This is a genomic window from Bacteroides sp. 1001136B_160425_E2 (genome assembly GCF_015559655.1).
Lineage (GTDB): Bacteria > Bacteroidota > Bacteroidia > Bacteroidales > Bacteroidaceae > Bacteroides > Bacteroides luhongzhouii.
Genome location: NZ_JADMQH010000013.1, coordinates 163497 through 180699 on the forward strand (window position 1 = coordinate 163497; position 17203 = coordinate 180699).

The 17203-nt window shown below is 42.5% G+C and carries 14 protein-coding genes; 9 read left to right on the forward strand and 5 right to left on the reverse strand.

The features are described from left to right. Positions 1–5: 5 nt before the first annotated feature. Genes I2I04_RS14615 through I2I04_RS14635 form a run of 5 tightly spaced genes read right to left on the reverse strand, consistent with a single transcriptional unit; the run spans position 6 to position 7288 of the window. Positions 6–806, reverse strand: coding sequence for a LytR/AlgR family response regulator transcription factor (locus I2I04_RS14615; RefSeq protein ID WP_143259902.1), 801 nt, complete (start codon positions 804–806; stop codon positions 6–8). Then, the gene (locus I2I04_RS14620; protein WP_195655340.1) at positions 803–1831 is read right to left on the reverse strand and encodes a sensor histidine kinase; all 1029 of its coding nucleotides are present in this window, start codon (positions 1829–1831) and stop codon (positions 803–805) included. Before I2I04_RS14620 ends, I2I04_RS14615 begins: the two co-directional genes overlap by 4 nt. Positions 1832–1867: 36 nt before the next feature. After that, positions 1868–3172 (reverse strand): TolC family protein, encoded by a 1305-nt coding sequence (locus tag I2I04_RS14625; RefSeq protein ID WP_195655329.1) that lies wholly within the window; start codon positions 3170–3172, stop codon positions 1868–1870. Between the two features lie 2 nt (positions 3173–3174). Further along, complete coding sequence (locus tag I2I04_RS14630) at positions 3175–6207, reverse strand: efflux RND transporter permease subunit (RefSeq protein ID WP_143259904.1); 3033 nt, start codon at positions 6205–6207, stop codon at positions 3175–3177. Positions 6208–6217: 10 nt separating this feature from the next. After that, entirely contained in the window at positions 6218–7288 is a 1071-nt protein-coding gene (locus tag I2I04_RS14635) for an efflux RND transporter periplasmic adaptor subunit (RefSeq protein ID WP_128858172.1), read from the reverse strand. A 196-nt stretch (positions 7289–7484) separates the two neighbouring features. On the opposite strand from I2I04_RS14635, the gene I2I04_RS14640 reads away from it, so the two are divergent. From I2I04_RS14640 to I2I04_RS14680, 9 genes are all read left to right on the forward strand, one after another. Then, positions 7485–8786, forward strand: coding sequence for a Na+/H+ antiporter NhaC family protein (locus I2I04_RS14640; RefSeq protein ID WP_128858173.1), 1302 nt, complete (start codon positions 7485–7487; stop codon positions 8784–8786). A gap of 106 nt (positions 8787–8892) precedes the next feature. Next, on the forward strand, positions 8893–9447 hold the full coding sequence (locus tag I2I04_RS14645; RefSeq protein WP_004300172.1) for a 30S ribosomal protein S16: 555 nt from the start codon (positions 8893–8895) through the stop codon (positions 9445–9447). 178 nt (positions 9448–9625) lie between these two features. Beyond that, positions 9626–10621: a GntR family transcriptional regulator gene (locus tag I2I04_RS14650; protein WP_195655330.1), complete on the forward strand. Its 996-nt coding sequence runs from the start codon at positions 9626–9628 to the stop codon at positions 10619–10621. Positions 10622–10688: 67 nt separating this feature from the next. Next, on the forward strand, positions 10689–12464 hold the full coding sequence (gene fucI / locus I2I04_RS14655; RefSeq protein ID WP_195655331.1) for an L-fucose isomerase: 1776 nt from the start codon (positions 10689–10691) through the stop codon (positions 12462–12464). A gap of 131 nt (positions 12465–12595) precedes the next feature. After that, positions 12596–13234, forward strand: coding sequence for a class II aldolase/adducin family protein (locus tag I2I04_RS14660; protein ID WP_143259908.1), 639 nt, complete (start codon positions 12596–12598; stop codon positions 13232–13234). A 15-nt stretch (positions 13235–13249) separates the two neighbouring features. After that, entirely contained in the window at positions 13250–14680 is a 1431-nt protein-coding gene (locus I2I04_RS14665; RefSeq protein WP_195655332.1) for a rhamnulokinase, read from the forward strand. A gap of 6 nt (positions 14681–14686) precedes the next feature. Further along, positions 14687–15079 carry an L-rhamnose mutarotase gene (locus I2I04_RS14670; RefSeq protein ID WP_195655333.1) on the forward strand — a complete coding sequence of 131 codons (393 nt, stop codon included), beginning with the start codon at positions 14687–14689 and terminating at the stop codon, positions 15077–15079. Between the two features lie 19 nt (positions 15080–15098). Beyond that, the gene (fucP, locus tag I2I04_RS14675) at positions 15099–16409 is read left to right on the forward strand and encodes an L-fucose:H+ symporter permease (protein WP_143259911.1); all 1311 of its coding nucleotides are present in this window, start codon (positions 15099–15101) and stop codon (positions 16407–16409) included. Between the two features lie 191 nt (positions 16410–16600). Beyond that, the gene (locus I2I04_RS14680) at positions 16601–17155 is read left to right on the forward strand and encodes an RNA polymerase sigma-70 factor (protein WP_143259912.1); all 555 of its coding nucleotides are present in this window, start codon (positions 16601–16603) and stop codon (positions 17153–17155) included. The last annotated feature ends 48 nt before the right edge of the window (positions 17156–17203 follow it).

The window sequence follows — 17203 nt, forward strand, 5'->3', positions numbered from 1 at the left end:
GAAAATCAATAATTTAGCCACACTTTGAAAGCGGCTATTTTATCTTTACTGACTATGATTTTATCTTTGAAGGGAGGTAAGACGTGCACAACGACCTTACCCAGAAAATAAGGTTCGATACGCTGAATAGCATCCACGGAAACGAGTGTCTGGCGATTGGTCCGAAAGAACACATCCGGATCCAATTGTTCGCAAAGTTTATCCAATGAAAAATCCAAAACATATTCTTTATTATTCCTGGTAACTACAAAAGTGAGTTTGTTCTCTGAATAGAAATAAGAGACATCACTCACTGCCAACGTAAAAAGTTTATTACCGGAAGAAATAAGAAAACGAGTACGATATCTTTTATTTTCTATTCCCGGAAGCCTTTGAATATCAGACAAACTCTCCAACACTTCCAATAAACGGTTCTCCCGATTAAAATCATGAATATATTTTTCCGTCAGATTCTCGAAACGCTCAATAGTCTGCAATAAGCGTTCCTGATGAATCGGTTTCAACAAATAATCAATGCTATTCACGGTAAAAGCACGAACAGCATATTCGTCGTAAGCGGTGGTAAAAACAATCATACTATCCGGGCGAGCCTGTTCAATCAACATAAATGAGTTGCCATCTGTCAACTGAATGTCCAGAAACAGGAGTTCCGGATGAGAATTTGTGCGAAACCATTCAACGGATTCTTCAATAGTACCGGGTAGAATCATCACCTCCCAATCCGGACGAAGTGACTGTATCATCTCATGTAACAAACGTGCTGCCGGCACTTCATCTTCTATAATAGCAACTTTTATTTTATTCATGGAAATAAGGGAGTTTTTACGATAAATTTATCCGTTTTATTTTCTATCACAATATCCCGATTGCAAAGGAGTTTGTAACGGGCAGAAAGGTTCTTCAAACCCATCCCCGAAACTACTCCGCATTTTTTAGTTCGAATCGGATTACTAATTATCAAGGCCGGAGGTTCTTCTACACTACACAATTCAATAACCATCGGTTTTCCCGAATGAATAACATTGTGTTTGATAACATTCTCTACCAATAATTGAAGTGTCAAAGGTGGCATCTTCATCTCCTCACATTTATCTGAAATATAGTTGTGAACATGAATGCAATTGCCTAATCGAACTTGATGAAGGAAGATATATGAATCAAGAAAACCTAGTTCATCTTTCAGCGTCACCAAGCGCTGCTTCTGACATTGAAGAATATAACGATACACATCAGAAAGATGTTGTGTGAACAATTCCGCATTTTTAGGATTATATCGGATTTCAGAAATCAATGTATTCAGACTATTGAACAAGAAATGCGGATTCAACTGATTTTGAAGAGCTGTATAGCGTGCTATATTATTTTCTTCTTGCAAAGTGGCCGCCTGCTTCTGTAATTTAAGCGAGTGTTGCATAGATCGGTTAGCAAGCAGTAAGCCTAAAATCACTAACTCCACTAGCCAGACTACTATCAATATACGCCACCCTCCATTGGGAAAGACAAAAGGATGTGATGCACCAACCAAAAGTTTGGCAGTCACTAGCAGTCCATAATTAAGCAAAAAAAACATCACCATCACCATTGTATAAATAAGAATCAACTTCCTGCGACGATAAATATTCACTGAATACTGATTGTCAACCCAGGTAGTCAGATGAACAGTAGAATATCCCAGTAAATTGAATGCGATAATGAAGAACAGAAACATCCCTAAAGAATATAATGCATCTAACACATTATCAGAAAGTTCTACATAGTTGGCCAGTAAAAAGAAAGAAAAGACGCCTAATCCTGAAAACAGCGTACTATATAGTATATGGTTTAGTTTTATATCCATAAGATTCTTTTTACACAAAGTTACTGCTTTTTACCGATAATCATAACTATGAAGCGCTTTTATTAATTCCGAATAATAGCCTTGTGCGGATGCTTTCGCTTCTACATAGTTCACTTGCGAAGTTTGCCGGTAAGTTTGCGCGTCAATCACTTCCACTACAGAAACTTTGCCCTCATTATAGCGTTCCACCGCTTTTGCTTCATTTTCTTCTGCTTTGGCAAGCGAACTTCCACTCAAGCGCACCCGCTCGATAGCCCGTAACAAGGCTTTACGTGCCACGCTAATTTCCAATTCCACTTGGTCCACTATCTTGTTCAGGTTATCTTCCGCCATCCCTACTCGAAAGGAAGCAGCCCGCTTTTCGCTTTTTCGTTTTCCCCACTCAAAAATGGGTACGGACACTTTTGCATAAACTGCATAATTCGGATCTAAATCTTTCCGGAAGTTGTATCCGGGAGACGAATAACTCCCATCTATTCCTACATAAAATTGAGGTTTAAATCGCGAATCATTCAGCCTTTTTGTACTTTCAGCAATACGAATCCTGTCATAAGCTATTTGAATTTCAGGACGATCCGTACCGGTAGATACCCAAATAGAATCATCGACCACTACCAGCGGTATCTGTTCATCCAACTCCGTCGAGAACTCCAAATCAACACCAATTATAGAATTTAATGCCATCCGTCCCGTTTCTAAATTACTCTGTGCCTGAAGCAACTGATATTCTGCTTCATTCAGTTTCACTTCCGCCATCAATAAGTCTTGCGGATCAGCAAAACCGACCTCTACCCTCTCTTTAATTGTCTTGACCAAAGAGGCGATCGAATTGCGAAAATCTTCAGCTACATCGACTATTTCCCGACGAGCTACGGCGCTCCAATATTGAACATCCGTTTGATAACAAACAGCATCATTCAGCACTTTCACCTGATTACCCGCCAAAGATTGTTGATGTTGCGCCATACGGATAGACTCCAGCACATACCCTCCCGTATATACCGGCTGAAGAATGGAAAGAGAAGCTCCATACTTAAACTGCTGTCCTTCCACAGTCTTCGATAATCCTAAGGAAGGCACATCCAAAGACAATTCCAATGGGTTTCCGGTATACTGGAAGTTGGCTGCACCGGAAAGTTTGGGTTTCAAATCCGCACGTGCTGATTTTTCGACTTCCACACTGGCAGCAATATTCTTTTCGGCTGCCTTCAAATCATGATTATAATCTAATGCCATCGTCCGATATTTCTCCAACAATACGCTTTGTTGCCCTAAAACCGGCAAAGCCCCAAAAGCGAAACAACTGAACAACAGGCTGAATATATTTTTTTTCATCTTTATTTTCCTTTTACTTTATAGAACATAGAATATAAGGCAGGCGTAACGAACAACGTCAGCCCCGTAGCAAAAGTCAGTCCGAAAATAATGGTGGCGGCCATACCTCCAAAAGCAACATCAAACAATAGAGGTACCATACCGAAAATAGTAGTGGTGGCCGCCATCAAGACCGGTCGGGTTCTGGAGACGGTAGCTTCAATGATAGAAGTATATAAATCAACACCGCTTCGGTGCTGGACATTAATCTCATCAATCAATACAATTACATTCTTTATAATCATTCCGAGTAATCCCAGCCAACCAGCTATAGGAAAAAATCCAAAATCAAATCCCGTCAACAACATTCCGACTGCAATTCCTATCAGCGACAAAGGCAAAATGCAAATAATAATCACCGGCTCACGGAAATTGCCAAACAGTGCTACCAAAATAACCACTAGCGCAAGAAATGCCAGCGGAAAATATTTCGCGATAGCCTGCATCGCTTCACCCTGATCCTTATATTGAGCATCCCAAAAGAAAGTATACCCTTCCGGAAGCTGAATTTCTTCAATCTCTTTCCGTATCTCACCATGCACTTCCGCCATAGTATACCCCGGTTTCACACCACACATAGCTGCCATAGACAGTTGACGATTGTAGGTTCTTATTTGCGGAAATTCCCATGTCGTTTCTATTTTTTCGGTCACTTGCGAAAGCGGAGCCGACTTCTCGCCGTTCCAACTCGAAAAATCTCCTAACGCATTAGCATCCGTAATATCTACACATCCCGATTTCAACAGTACAGGAACTTTCTTTTCATCGTCCCGATAAATGCCGACAGGCAATCCGTCATTAATAGATTTGACAGACTCCATCATGGAAGCTTTCGTAATTCCCAATGCTCCGGCCTTCACCGGATCATACACCGGACGAATCACCATCGACATATTCCCCCACTCATTGCGGGCATCTGCGACTTTAGGATTTCGTCGCATAACCTCAATGGCCTGACCAACCAACGAATCGAGTACAGCCGGGTCCGGTCCCAAGAAACGGGCTTCAATAACAGCTTCCGTCAGCGGACTCAACTCAAACTTATTCACTTTTATCAAAGGATCAGGATATTTCAACGAAATGGAATCCTGTAAACGGGCATGTAACTGGCGAGATAGCTTTGATGTCTTACACTTCACCAATATTTGTGCATAATTGGATTGAGGCCCAAAAGAAACATTCGACAGATAATAGCGTGGCGGAGTTCTTCCAACATAAGTTGATACCATCTCCGTCTCCGATTGCTCCCGGATATATGTTGCCATGTCCATTGCCTGCCGGTCGGTCTCGTCAATCTGTGTTCCTTCGGGCAGCCACATATCCAAAGTGAAATATTGCTTGTCCAATGCAGGAACAAATACTTTCGGAATAAACTTAAAACTCCAGGCCGACAACACTAGCATCACAACCATACAACCGATTGTTGCATACCGATAACGAATCACCCATCTCAATGCACCGCGAAACTTGTCGTAATATTTACCTGCAAAAAGAGCTGCCTTTAGTTCGTTGGGTCTAGGCCGACGGACAAACTCCTGAATGAAAAAAGGAGTCTGCGTCAACGCAAAAACCCAACTGAACATCAGCGAAACGCCGATAACTACAACTAAGGATGACAGTAATTCGCCGGTGATATGTGGCGAATAATATATAGGTAAAAAAGTTAGAATCGCAATGATAGTTGCCGCTAACAGTGGCAACGCAGTTGAAGAGCAGGCCCGCATAATAGCCACTCGTTTACGCATGCCCCGCTGCATATTGACTAATGCTGAATCGGACACAACAATCGCGTTATCCACCAACATTCCCATTGCAATAATAATGGCAGCCAACGACATACGCTGCAAAGCTATTCCTTGCGTCAGCATCACAATCAACGTTGCAAAAATAGAGAATACCAAGCCACTGCCTATCAGAATTCCATTTTTGAATCCGATAAAAAATAACAGAATAGCGACGACCGTCACCACAGAGATAATCAGATTCAGGATAAACCCTTGATTTGCCACTGCCGATTCATAACCTTGATCATAAATCGTCTGCAACTCAAATCCGTCAGGCATTGTTTCTGCAAACTGTTCAATCTTATCCTTCACAGCTTCTGCCATATCTACCACATTTCCTGTTGGCACAGTAGATATGGCAATGCCTACCGCAGGATTTCCATCAATACGCATTTTATTACTGGAAGGCGACTGATAACTTTCTTTGATCTCCGCAATATCTGCCAACCGGAAATGTTCTCCTGTACGCGATACGATTGTCATATTCCTTATATCATCCAAAGAATAGAAATTTCCGGTTGATTCAATCCGTATCCTGTTCACACCGGCATCGATTCCTCCGGCATCTACAACTCTGTTTTGCGCATCAAAAGCCCGGGAAATATCCATTGTAGTAATCCCGCTTTGTGCCATAACGGAAGGAGTGAGTATCACATCAATCGTCGGGGGTTGTACTCCATAAATCTCGACCTTTGCTACATCCTTTACTTTAAGCAATTCATTTTTAATAAGTTTGGCCTGTTCCTCCAACTCACGATAAGAATATCCTTCCCCTGTCAGTCCATAGAAAACACCCAGCACATCACCAAAATCATCATTCACAACAGACGGCCCCGCTCCTGCCGGCAGTTTCGACTGTACATCGTTCACCTTCCGCCGAAGTTTATCCCACAGCTGCTGCATTTCGTCCGCACGAATTTCCTTTTTCACATAAACCGTTATCTTGGAAAGCCCTGCTCTGTTTTCTGTTTTCAGATAATATAATTCACCCAAAGACTGTATCGATTCTTCCAATACATCAGTCACCTGCGACTGCACTTCAGAAGGAGAAGCACCCGAATAAGGAGTCAACACCAATGCTTGTTTTATAGTAAATGGAGCATCTTCCAGTTTACCCATCTTGACATAAGCAAGCAGTCCTCCTCCCAACACCAATATCAACAGCAGAATAGTCACCGACCGCTTCTGCAAGAAATATTTTATAAATTTCATACGTTCAAACTTACTTTTGAGCAGTGATGGAGGTCTCTTGTTGCTGCGATATGACATCTACCGACATACCTTCCGAAAGGAAACGCAGTTTGCTGACAGCAATCATTTCTCCCACCTGCAATCCACTTTTCACTTCGACCTTCCCATTCGGAAGCAATGCTCCCATAACAATTTTCCGTTTCGATACTTTCCCGGTGCTCTTGTCCACAGTCCACACATAATCGCCATCAACAGGACGATGGTTAAGAGCAGTCTGCGGTATAACAATCATGGACGCCACAGATGAAGACGGAGAGCCGAACTGTACTTTTCCGGACATTCCTGCCGGCCACTTGCTCTCTTTATTCGGCAATAAAGCTGTCATCAGAAAAGAAAGGTTATTTCGGGTCGTACTTTTGGATATTTCTACGACTTTTGCCGGATATATGGTATCCGGACAAGCATCAAACCGAATCCCAACTTCTTTGATTCTATGGGCTTGAAGCGCAATATCCTGTGTGACATATGCTTCTATCTTCAATTGAGTGATATCAATAAAGGAAATAACAGGTTGGGTTGCTTTCACATCCTGATATTTCTCAATATATACTTCTCCGACATATCCGGCAAAAGGTGCAATCAACTTTGTATCATATAATTCATTCGTTGCTGTTTCAAAAGCTGTTTTGGCAGAAGTATAATCCGCACATGCCTTTTCATAAGCACTGGCTGATAAATTACTTTTCTCATACAACACTTTTATTCGTTCAAATTCCGCTTTCGCCTGATTATAAATTGCCTCTGCCTGCTCTTTGCGAATACGAAAATCACGAGAGTCTATTTCAGCAATAATATCTCCACGATGATAAAAATTTCCGGCATATACTTCAAAACGGTCAATGGGTCCACCTACCCGAAAAGAAAGTTCCGTTTCTTTGAATGGTTTCGAGATAAACGAAAACTCACGCTCCGCAGAAGGAAGCGATATTTCCACCTCCGCCACTTTGATTCGTACCGGCTCATCCATTTTCTTTTCTCCTGCGTCACATGACGCAAGCAGACAGCTAAAGAACATGTACATTAAAAATTTAGTCGTTGTCATTCTATTCTTAAATTAGTTATATTATCAACGGTACGAAAATAATGGAAAAGGTAGAAAACACTCATCTTTAAGTTTCCAAAGCGGAAAAAGAAGGGACTCAAACGGAAAAATAAAAGATGAAAATTTGAGCCTTTCATACTACTTATGTGTTTCCTTACTATCTTTGCAGTTCGAACAAATAGTACTACTTTCATTTATGACTGAAGAAAAAATACATAAAGACCGTCCCGGAAACTGGTGGGCATTGAGCCCGTTACTCGTATTCCTCTGCCTCTATCTGGTGACTTCCATCCTCGTCAACGACTTTTATAAAGTGCCTATCACAGTGGCTTTTCTCATCTCTTCCTGTTATGCCATCGCCATTACACGCGGCTTGAAACTGGACCAGCGTATCTATCAATTCTCGGTAGGAGCTGCCAATAAGAATATCCTCCTGATGATATGGATATTCATTCTTGCCGGAGCTTTTGCTCAAAGTGCAAAGCAAATGGGGGCAATCGATGCCACCGTCAATCTGACACTGCATATTCTTCCGGATAACCTGTTGCTGGCAGGTATCTTTATTGCCGCCTGTTTCATCTCTTTATCCATCGGAACCAGCGTAGGAACTATTGTCGCTCTTACTCCCGTTGCCGTAGGACTGGCAGAAAAGACAGAAATAGCTCTCCCTTTTATGGTAGCTATTGTAATAGGCGGCTCCTTTTTCGGAGACAACCTATCTTTTATCTCCGATACCACCATTGCTTCAACAAAAACCCAGGAATGTGTAATGCGTGATAAATTCCGGGTAAATTCTATGATTGTCATTCCGGCAGCCATCATTGTATTGGGAATTTACATATTTCAGGGACTGTCCATTACTGCTCCCGTCCAAACACAAAACATCGAATGGATAAAAGTTATACCTTATATAATAGTATTAGGAACAGCCATTGCCGGAATGAACGTGATGCTCGTACTCATAATAGGTATATTGACAAGTGGCATCATTGGCATCGCTACCGGCAGCTTCGGAATCTTCGACTGGTTTGGTGCCATGGGAACAGGAATTACAGGAATGGGAGAATTGATTATTATCACTCTACTGGCCGGAGGGATGCTCGAAACAATCCGTTATAACGGTGGTATCGATTTCATTATCCGGAAACTCACCCGCCACGTCAATGGTAAAAGAGGAGCCGAACTAAGCATCGCTGCTCTCGTTAGTATCGCCAATTTATGTACTGCCAACAACACGATTGCCATTATCACAACAGGACCGATTGCCAAAGATATTGCCGTGAAATTCCATCTCGACCGAAGAAAAACAGCCAGTATCCTCGATACTTTCTCCTGCCTGATACAAGGAATTATCCCCTATGGAGCGCAGATGCTAATTGCAGCGGGACTTGCCAGCATCTCCCCTATCAGTATCATCGGAAATCTCTACTATCCATTTACAATGGGAGCATGCGCCCTGCTCGCGATTTTGTTCCGCTATCCGAAACGGTATTCGTAAAAAAGATGCGAAATGTTTGTCAATCAAAAGAAAAGCCGTATCTTTGTGCCCGCTATTACGAGATAATAGCATAATTCAAATCAATCATTAAAAACAATTATTTAAAATGGCAACTAGAATCAGATTGCAGAGACACGGACGTAAAAGTTACGCGTTCTATTCAATTGTAATTGCAGACAGCAGAGCACCACGTGATGGTAAATTTATTGAGAAGATTGGTACTTACAACCCTAACACCAATCCTGCTACAGTAGATTTGAATTTCGACGCTGCATTGGCATGGGTACTGAAAGGTGCACAACCAAGTGACACTGTACGTAACATCCTTTCTCGTGAAGGAGTTTACATGAAGAAACATCTTCTGGGCGGTGTGGCAAAAGGCGCATTCGGAGAAGCAGAAGCAGAAGCTAAATTCGAAGCTTGGAAAAACAACAAACAGTCAGGTTTGGCTACTTTGAAAGCTAAACAAGACGAGGCTAAGAAAGCTGAAGCTAAAGCACGTCTGGAAGCAGAAAAGAAAATCAACGAAGTGAAAGCAAAAGCACTCGCTGAAAAGAAAGCTGCTGAAGCTGCTGAAAAAGCTGCTGCTGAAGCACCTGCAGAAGAAGCTGCCGCAGCTCCGGCTGAAGAAGCTCCTGCAACAGAAGCTGCTGCTGAATAAATTTCAGCAGATTCCGAACAAGAAATTAGGAAAAAGCAATAAATCCTCTCCGGTCTGCCGGAGGGGATTTTTTTATTACTTTCTGCTATAAAACATATCAAATTATTTATTCCATTCAAAATAAAATACCTTTCTTTGCATCAGCATAGTTCAGCATAGTATTATTTATTTTCCGAGCATGAAACGAATTGATAAAAAGGCAACATTCGGACAACAGGCAAGCAAGGTTACGCAACTAGCGGACGCACTTAGCCAAGCGATTTCCAGGAAAGAATTTCTTGAAGGAGATTCTTTGCCTTCCATCAATCAGTTAAGCGCTCAATACGGAGTATCACGTGATACGGTTTTCAAGGCTTTCCTTGATTTACGCGAACGAGGACTGATCGACTCCACTCCCGGCAAAGGATATTATGTGACGAGCCTGGTGACAAATGTCTTATTGCTGCTCGACCAATATACTCCATTCAAAGAAGCTTTATACAATAGTTTCGTCAGACATCTGCCTATTAACTATAAGGTAGACTTATTGTTTCATCAATATAACGAACGGTTGTTCAATACAATCCTCCGGGAATCCATCGGAAAATACAACAAATACATTGTGATGAATTTCGATAACGAGAAACTCAGCACTGTTCTCAATAAAATTAATCCTTCAAGATTATTACTTCTCGATTTCGGCAAATTTGAAAAAGAAAAGTATTCATATATCTGCCAGGATTTTGATGAATCTTTCTATCAGGCATTAAATCAGCTCAAGGAAAGGTTGAAGAACTATCACCAACTCGTTTTTCTGTTTCCCAAAAGCCTGAAACACCCCCAAAGCAGTAAGGTGTATTTTACCCGTTTCTGTCAGGAACAAGGATTCCTCTGTGAAATACAGGAGGATATTGAGAATCTAATCGTACGTAAGGGAGTTGCCTATATCGCCATCAAACAACAAGACGTAGTAAAGGTAGTGAAACAAGGAAGATTGGAAGGGCTGAAATGCGGAAAAGATTTTGGCCTGTTGGCGTACAATGATATTCCTTCCTATGAAGTGATTGATGAAGGAATAACCTCGTTGAGTATTGATTGGGAAATGATGGGAAACGAAGCTGCCAATTTCGTTCTCAATAATGTACCGGTGCAGAAGTTCTTGCCGACGGAAGTAAGACTTCGAAAGTCGCTTTAATTTTTTTTGCGAATATATCAGCACAGTTCAGCACAGATATTAATTAATCCTTTAATATAAAGAAACCATGAAAAAGTATCCTAAAATCGGGATTCGTCCCACAATCGATGGTCGCCAGGGTGGCGTTCGCGAAAGCCTTGAAGAAAAAACAATGAATTTGGCAAAAGCAGTAGCCGAGTTAATAAGCAGCAACCTGAAAAACGGTGATGGCAGTCCGGTGGAATGTGTCATTGCCGATAGCACGATCGGACGCGTAGCCGAAAGTGCAGCTTGCGCAGAGAAGTTTGAAAGAGAAGGGGTCGGCTCTACCATTACCGTCACTTCCTGCTGGTGTTATGGCGCTGAAACGATGGATATGAACCCACATTATCCGAAAGCTGTTTGGGGATTCAATGGCACAGAACGTCCGGGAGCTGTATACCTTGCTGCCGTACTTGCCGGACATGCACAAAAAGGTCTTCCTGCCTTCGGTATCTACGGACACGACGTTCAAGATTTGGACGATAACGCAATCCCTGAAGATGTATCAGAAAAGATTCTTCGCTTTGCACGTGCCGCACAGGCAGTAGCTACGATGAGAGGCAAATCCTACCTGTCAATGGGCAGTGTATCTATGGGTATCGCCGGTTCTATCGTTAATCCTGATTTCTTCCAGGAGTATTTGGGAATGCGTAATGAGTCAATAGACCTCACAGAAATCATCCGCCGAATGGACGAAGGCATCTATGACCACGAAGAATACGCCAAAGCCATGGCCTGGACTGAAAAAAATTGCAAGATAAACGAAGGTGAAGACTTCAAGAACCGTCCTGAAAAGCGTAAAACCCGTGAACAGAAAGACGCTGATTGGGAATTCATTGTAAAGATGACGATTATCATGCGCGACTTGATGACCGGAAATCCCAAATTGAAAGAAATGGGATTCAAGGAAGAAGCCTTGGGACACAATGCCATTGCAGCCGGTTTCCAGGGACAACGCCAATGGACAGACTTTTATCCTAATGGTGACTATCCGGAAGCTTTACTCAATACTTCTTTTGACTGGAACGGTATCCGTGAAGCATTTGTTGTAGCTACCGAGAACGATGCCTGCAACGGCGTAGCTATGCTGTTCGGACATTTATTGACTAACCGCGCCCAAATATTCTCCGATGTACGTACTTACTGGAGCCCTGAAGCCGTGAAACGTGTAACCGGCAAAGAATTGAGCGGATTGGCAGCAAATGGTATCATCCATCTTATCAATTCCGGCGCAACGACTCTCGACGGTTCCGGCCAATCATTAGACGCAGCAGGCAATCCGGTTATGAAAGAGCCATGGAACCTGACTGACACAGACGTAGAAAACTGCCTGAAAGCAACTACCTGGTATCCGGCAGACCGTGACTACTTCCGTGGTGGCGGCTTCTCTTCAAACTTCCTGTCAAAAGGCGGAATGCCCGTAACCATGATGCGCCTCAACCTGATTAAAGGCCTAGGCCCTGTCCTGCAAATCGCAGAAGGATGGACAGTGGAAATTGATCCGGAAATCCATCAGAAACTCAATATGCGTACAGATCCTACATGGCCTACCACCTGGTTTGTACCCCGCCTGTGTGAAAAACCGGCCTTCAAAGATGTATATTCTGTAATGAATAACTGGGGAGCCAACCATGGAGCCATCAGCTATGGACATATCGGTCAGGACTTAATCACTCTTGCTTCCATGCTCCGCATCCCGGTATGCATGCACAACGTAGAAGACAACGAGATATTCCGTCCGGCAGCCTGGAACGCCTTCGGCATGGACAAAGAAGGATCAGATTACAGAGCTTGTGCAACTTATGGTCCTATCTACAAATAATTTTAATTCAGGCACGGATTATGCGGATTACACTGTTACTTTATGCAATCATACTTCTAAAAACCGTGTAATCCGTGCCTAAAATGATTTTTAAAATACGACTTATCAATTAATAATTTATCTTTGTAATTATGATTACCAACGAACATATAGAACAGTTCATCGAACAAGCACACCGTTATGGGGATGCAAAGTTAATGCTTTGCAGCAGCGGTAACCTTTCCTGGAGAATCGGCGAAGAAGCATTGATTTCCGGTACGGGTTCCTGGGTTCCCACACTTGGCAAAGAAAAAGTCTCTATCTGCCATATTGCCAGCGGTACTCCTACCAACGGTGTAAAGCCTTCTATGGAAAGTACATTCCATTTAGGGATTCTCCGCGAACGTCCGGACGTCAATGTCGTTCTCCACTTCCAATCGGAATATGCCACAGCTGTCTCCTGCATGAAGAACAAACCGACAAACTTCAACGTAACAGCAGAAATTCCCTGCCATGTAGGTTCGGAAATACCTGTGATTCCGTATTATCGTCCCGGCTCACCGGAACTGGCAAAAGCCGTGGTAGAAGCCATGCTAAAGCATAACTCGGTTTTACTGACCAACCACGGGCAAGTGGTATGCGGAAAAGACTTCGATCAAGTATACGAACGGGCTACCTTTTTTGAAATGGCTTGCCGCATCATCGTTCAATCCGGTGGTGATTATTCAGTACTCACACCGACAGAAATTGAAGACCTGGAAATCTACGTATTAGGAAAGAAAAACAACTAGTATCCGGGCAATACCATGAAAGATTCCATTAAACACACTTATTTAGCAGCAGACTTCGGAGGCGGAAGTGGACGGATCATCGCCGGCTTCCTTTGCCATGGCAAACTGGAGTTGGAAGAGGTATACCGCTTTTCCAACCGGCAAGTCAAACTAGGAAATCATATCTACTGGGATTTCCTAGCTCTGTTTGAAGATATGAAAACCGGACTGAAACTGGCTGCACAAAAAGGATATGCCGTAAAGGGTATTGGTATTGACACCTGGGGAGTGGATTTCGGACTGATTGACAAGCATGGAAACCTGTTAGGAAATCCAGTCTGTTATCGGGACGCAAGAACAGAGGGAATACCGGCAGAAGTATTCAAGTTATTGGATGAACGCCAACACTATGCTGACACCGGTATTCAGGCGATGCCCATCAATACGCTGTTTCAACTTTACAGCATGAAACAGCATCAAGATGCGCAGTTGGAAGTTGCCCGGCAACTTTTATTCATGCCCGACCTTTTCAGTTATTTCCTGACAGGAGTAGCCAATAATGAATATTGCATCGCCTCCACCTCCGAATTACTCGATGCCAAATCGCGGAATTGGTCACTGGATACCATACGTGCCTTAGGTCTTCCCGAACATCTGTTCGGCAAAGTTATTCTCCCCGGAACAATCAGAGGAACTCTGAAAGAGGATATTGCCCGTGAAACGGGACTGGGTGCCATAGACGTTATTGCCGTCGGTTCACACGACACAGCCAGTGCTGTCGCTGCTGTTCCTGCCGTAGAAAGTCCTATCGCTTTCCTTAGTTCCGGCACTTGGTCGCTACTGGGAGTGGAAGTGGATGCCCCCATATTGACGGAAGAAGCAAGAAAAGCTCAATTCACCAATGAAGGAGGTATAGACGGCAAAATCCGTTTCCTACAGAATATAACAGGATTATGGATTTTACAACGCTTGATGAGTGAATGGAAAGCATGTGGCGAAGAACAAAATTATGATATAATCCTCCCGCAAGCTGCCGAAGCAAAGATTGTAACCATTATCCCTGTAGATGACGCAACATTCATGAATCCGGAAAATATGGAAAACGCTCTTATTCATTATTGTCGGCATCATGATTTACAAGTGCCTAAAAACAAAGCAGAAACCGTGAGATGTGTACTCCAATCATTAGCTTTCAAATATCGGCAGGCGGTGGAACAGCTCAACCGTTGTCTCCCCTCTCCGATCCGTCAGCTAAACATCATCGGCGGAGGATCACAAAACCAATTACTCAACCAACTGACAGCTGACGAACTCGGTATTCCCGTTTATGCAGGTCCGGTAGAAGCCACTGCAATGGGGAACATTCTGACACAGGCTATGGCTAAAGGAGAAATAGCCAACCTTCGTGAATTGAGAGAGATTGTAACTCACAGCGTTACACCACAAGTATATTACCCTAAAAAATAAAAGCATATGGAAACACCCCAAACCGGTTATCAGGTTCAATCTTACGACGTTCCCGTCAAACGATATTGCCAAACCCTCGATTTACGCGATTCTCCGGAACTGATCGCAGAATATCGAAAAAGACATAGTCAGGCGGAAGCATGGCCAGAAATCCTTGCCGGTATCCGGGAAGTCGGTATTCTGGAAATGGAAATTTATATCTTGGGAACACGACTGTTTATGATTGTCGAAACTCCCCTTGATTTTGACTGGGACACAGCAATGGAGCGCCTGAATACGCTTCCCCGCCAACAGGAGTGGGAAGAATATATGGCCATCTTCCAGCAAGCCGTTCCCGGAATGAGTTCCGCGGAGAAATGGAAACCGATGGAGAGAATGTTCCATTTGTATAACACTTAAAAAAATACCAGAAACAACCATGAAACACCCCAAACAGTCCATCCTCTCGAAAGATGGCATCAGTTATCTTATACCTTTTGTTCTCATTACCTCATGTTTTGCATTATGGGGATTTGCCAATGATATTACCAACCCGATGGTAAAGGCATTCTCCAAGATTTTCCGGATGAGTGCCACCGACGGAGCATTGGTACAGGTTGCCTTCTATGGAGGGTACTTTGCAATGGCTTTCCCGGCTGCCATATTCATCCGCAAATACTCCTACAAAGCTGGTGTTTTGTTAGGACTGGGAATGTATGCTTTCGGAGCATTTTTATTCTTTCCCGCTAAAATGATGGGAGAATATTATCCGTTTTTGATTGCCTATTTCATCCTGACCTGCGGATTGTCCTTCCTCGAGACAAGTTGTAACCCGTATATTCTTTCTATGGGAACAGAAGAAACAGCTACCCGGCGTTTAAACCTTGCACAGTCTTTCAATCCGATGGGATCACTTCTCGGAATGTATGTAGCCATGCAATTTATCCAAGCGAAGTTACATCCGATGTGTACTGAAGACCGCGCATTGCTTAGCGACAACGAATTTCAAGCGATCAAAGAAAGCGATCTTAGCGTCCTGATTGCTCCTTATCTCATTATCGGACTTATCATTGTAGCTATGTTACTCCTGATACGATTCGTAAAAATGCCGAAAAATGGAGATCAGAATCATAGAATAGACTTCTTCCCCACACTGAAACGTATCTTTACCCAAATGCGTTATCGTGAAGGGGTAATTGCACAATTCTTCTACGTAGGTGCGCAAATTATGTGCTGGACTTTCATCATTCAATATGGAACACGCCTGTTCATGTCACAAGGCATGGACGAGAAAAGTGCGGAAGTATTATCACAGCAATATAATATCGTAGCAATGGTGATATTTTGTATCAGCCGTTTCATTTGTACATTCATTCTGCGCTATCTCAACGCAGGTAAATTACTGATGATTCTCGCTATCTTCGGAGGTATTTTCACATTAGGTACCATTTTCTTGCAAAACATTTATGGAATGTATTGCTTAGTAGCTGTATCAGCCTGTATGTCATTGATGTTTCCCACCATTTATGGTATTGCACTGAAAGGTATGGGAGATGATGCTAAGTTTGGAGCTGCGGGATTGATTATGGCCATTCTCGGAGGATCAGTTCTTCCCCCATTACAGGCAAGTATCATCGATATGGAAAAGATAGCCTGGTTACCGGCTGTAAATGTTTCATTCATTCTCCCCTTCATCTGCTTCCTTGTAATCACCGGTTATGGTTACCGTACAGTGAAAAGAAACTGGTAGAATACATATCTAAAAATAGTGACGCCATCCCAACGTGATACCGTCACCATCCCACTCATATAGTGACGCCATCCGGCAGGGATAGCGTCACTATTTTTATTTACCTTTTTTCATAAACAATTTGCTTTTTCTTCGTATCTTAAATTTATTTGCCTACATTTGCTTTGGATTCCCAATAATTTATAAATTCAATGCCCACAAAACAAGACAACATATTACTAGCAAAACAATTCGGAATAATATTCGCTGAGTATTATTCAGTAGTAAAATATTTCGCCTTTATGTTGCTTAAATCCGAAGAAGATGCAGAAGATATTGCCCAAGATGTTTTCACAAAATTATGGACTCAACCCGAGATATGGACAAAAGTTCCCAATTTGAAACCTTATGTCTATACTCTTGCCAAAAGCACTACTCTCAATTTTATCAAACATAAAAAAATAGAATTAGCTTATCAGGAAAAAGTAATAGAGAAAAGCCTAGTAGAAGAACTTTCCCAAACAGAAGATCCTCTTAATGACATATACTACAAAGAAATTCAACTAATCATCAAACTAACCCTCAGTCGTCTTCCCGAACAACGCAGAAAGATTTTTGAGATGAGTAGATTCGAAAATATGAGCAATAATGAAATTGCCGAGAAACTAAACATTTCAGTCCGGACAGTAGAACACCATATCTATTTAACCCTGCTTGAAATGAAAAAAATATCTTTTTTGCTTTTTTTTGCACTTTTCCTTAAGTAGTCCGCCTTAGTTAATTGAGATATTAATGTAACAGCTCTAATTATTATC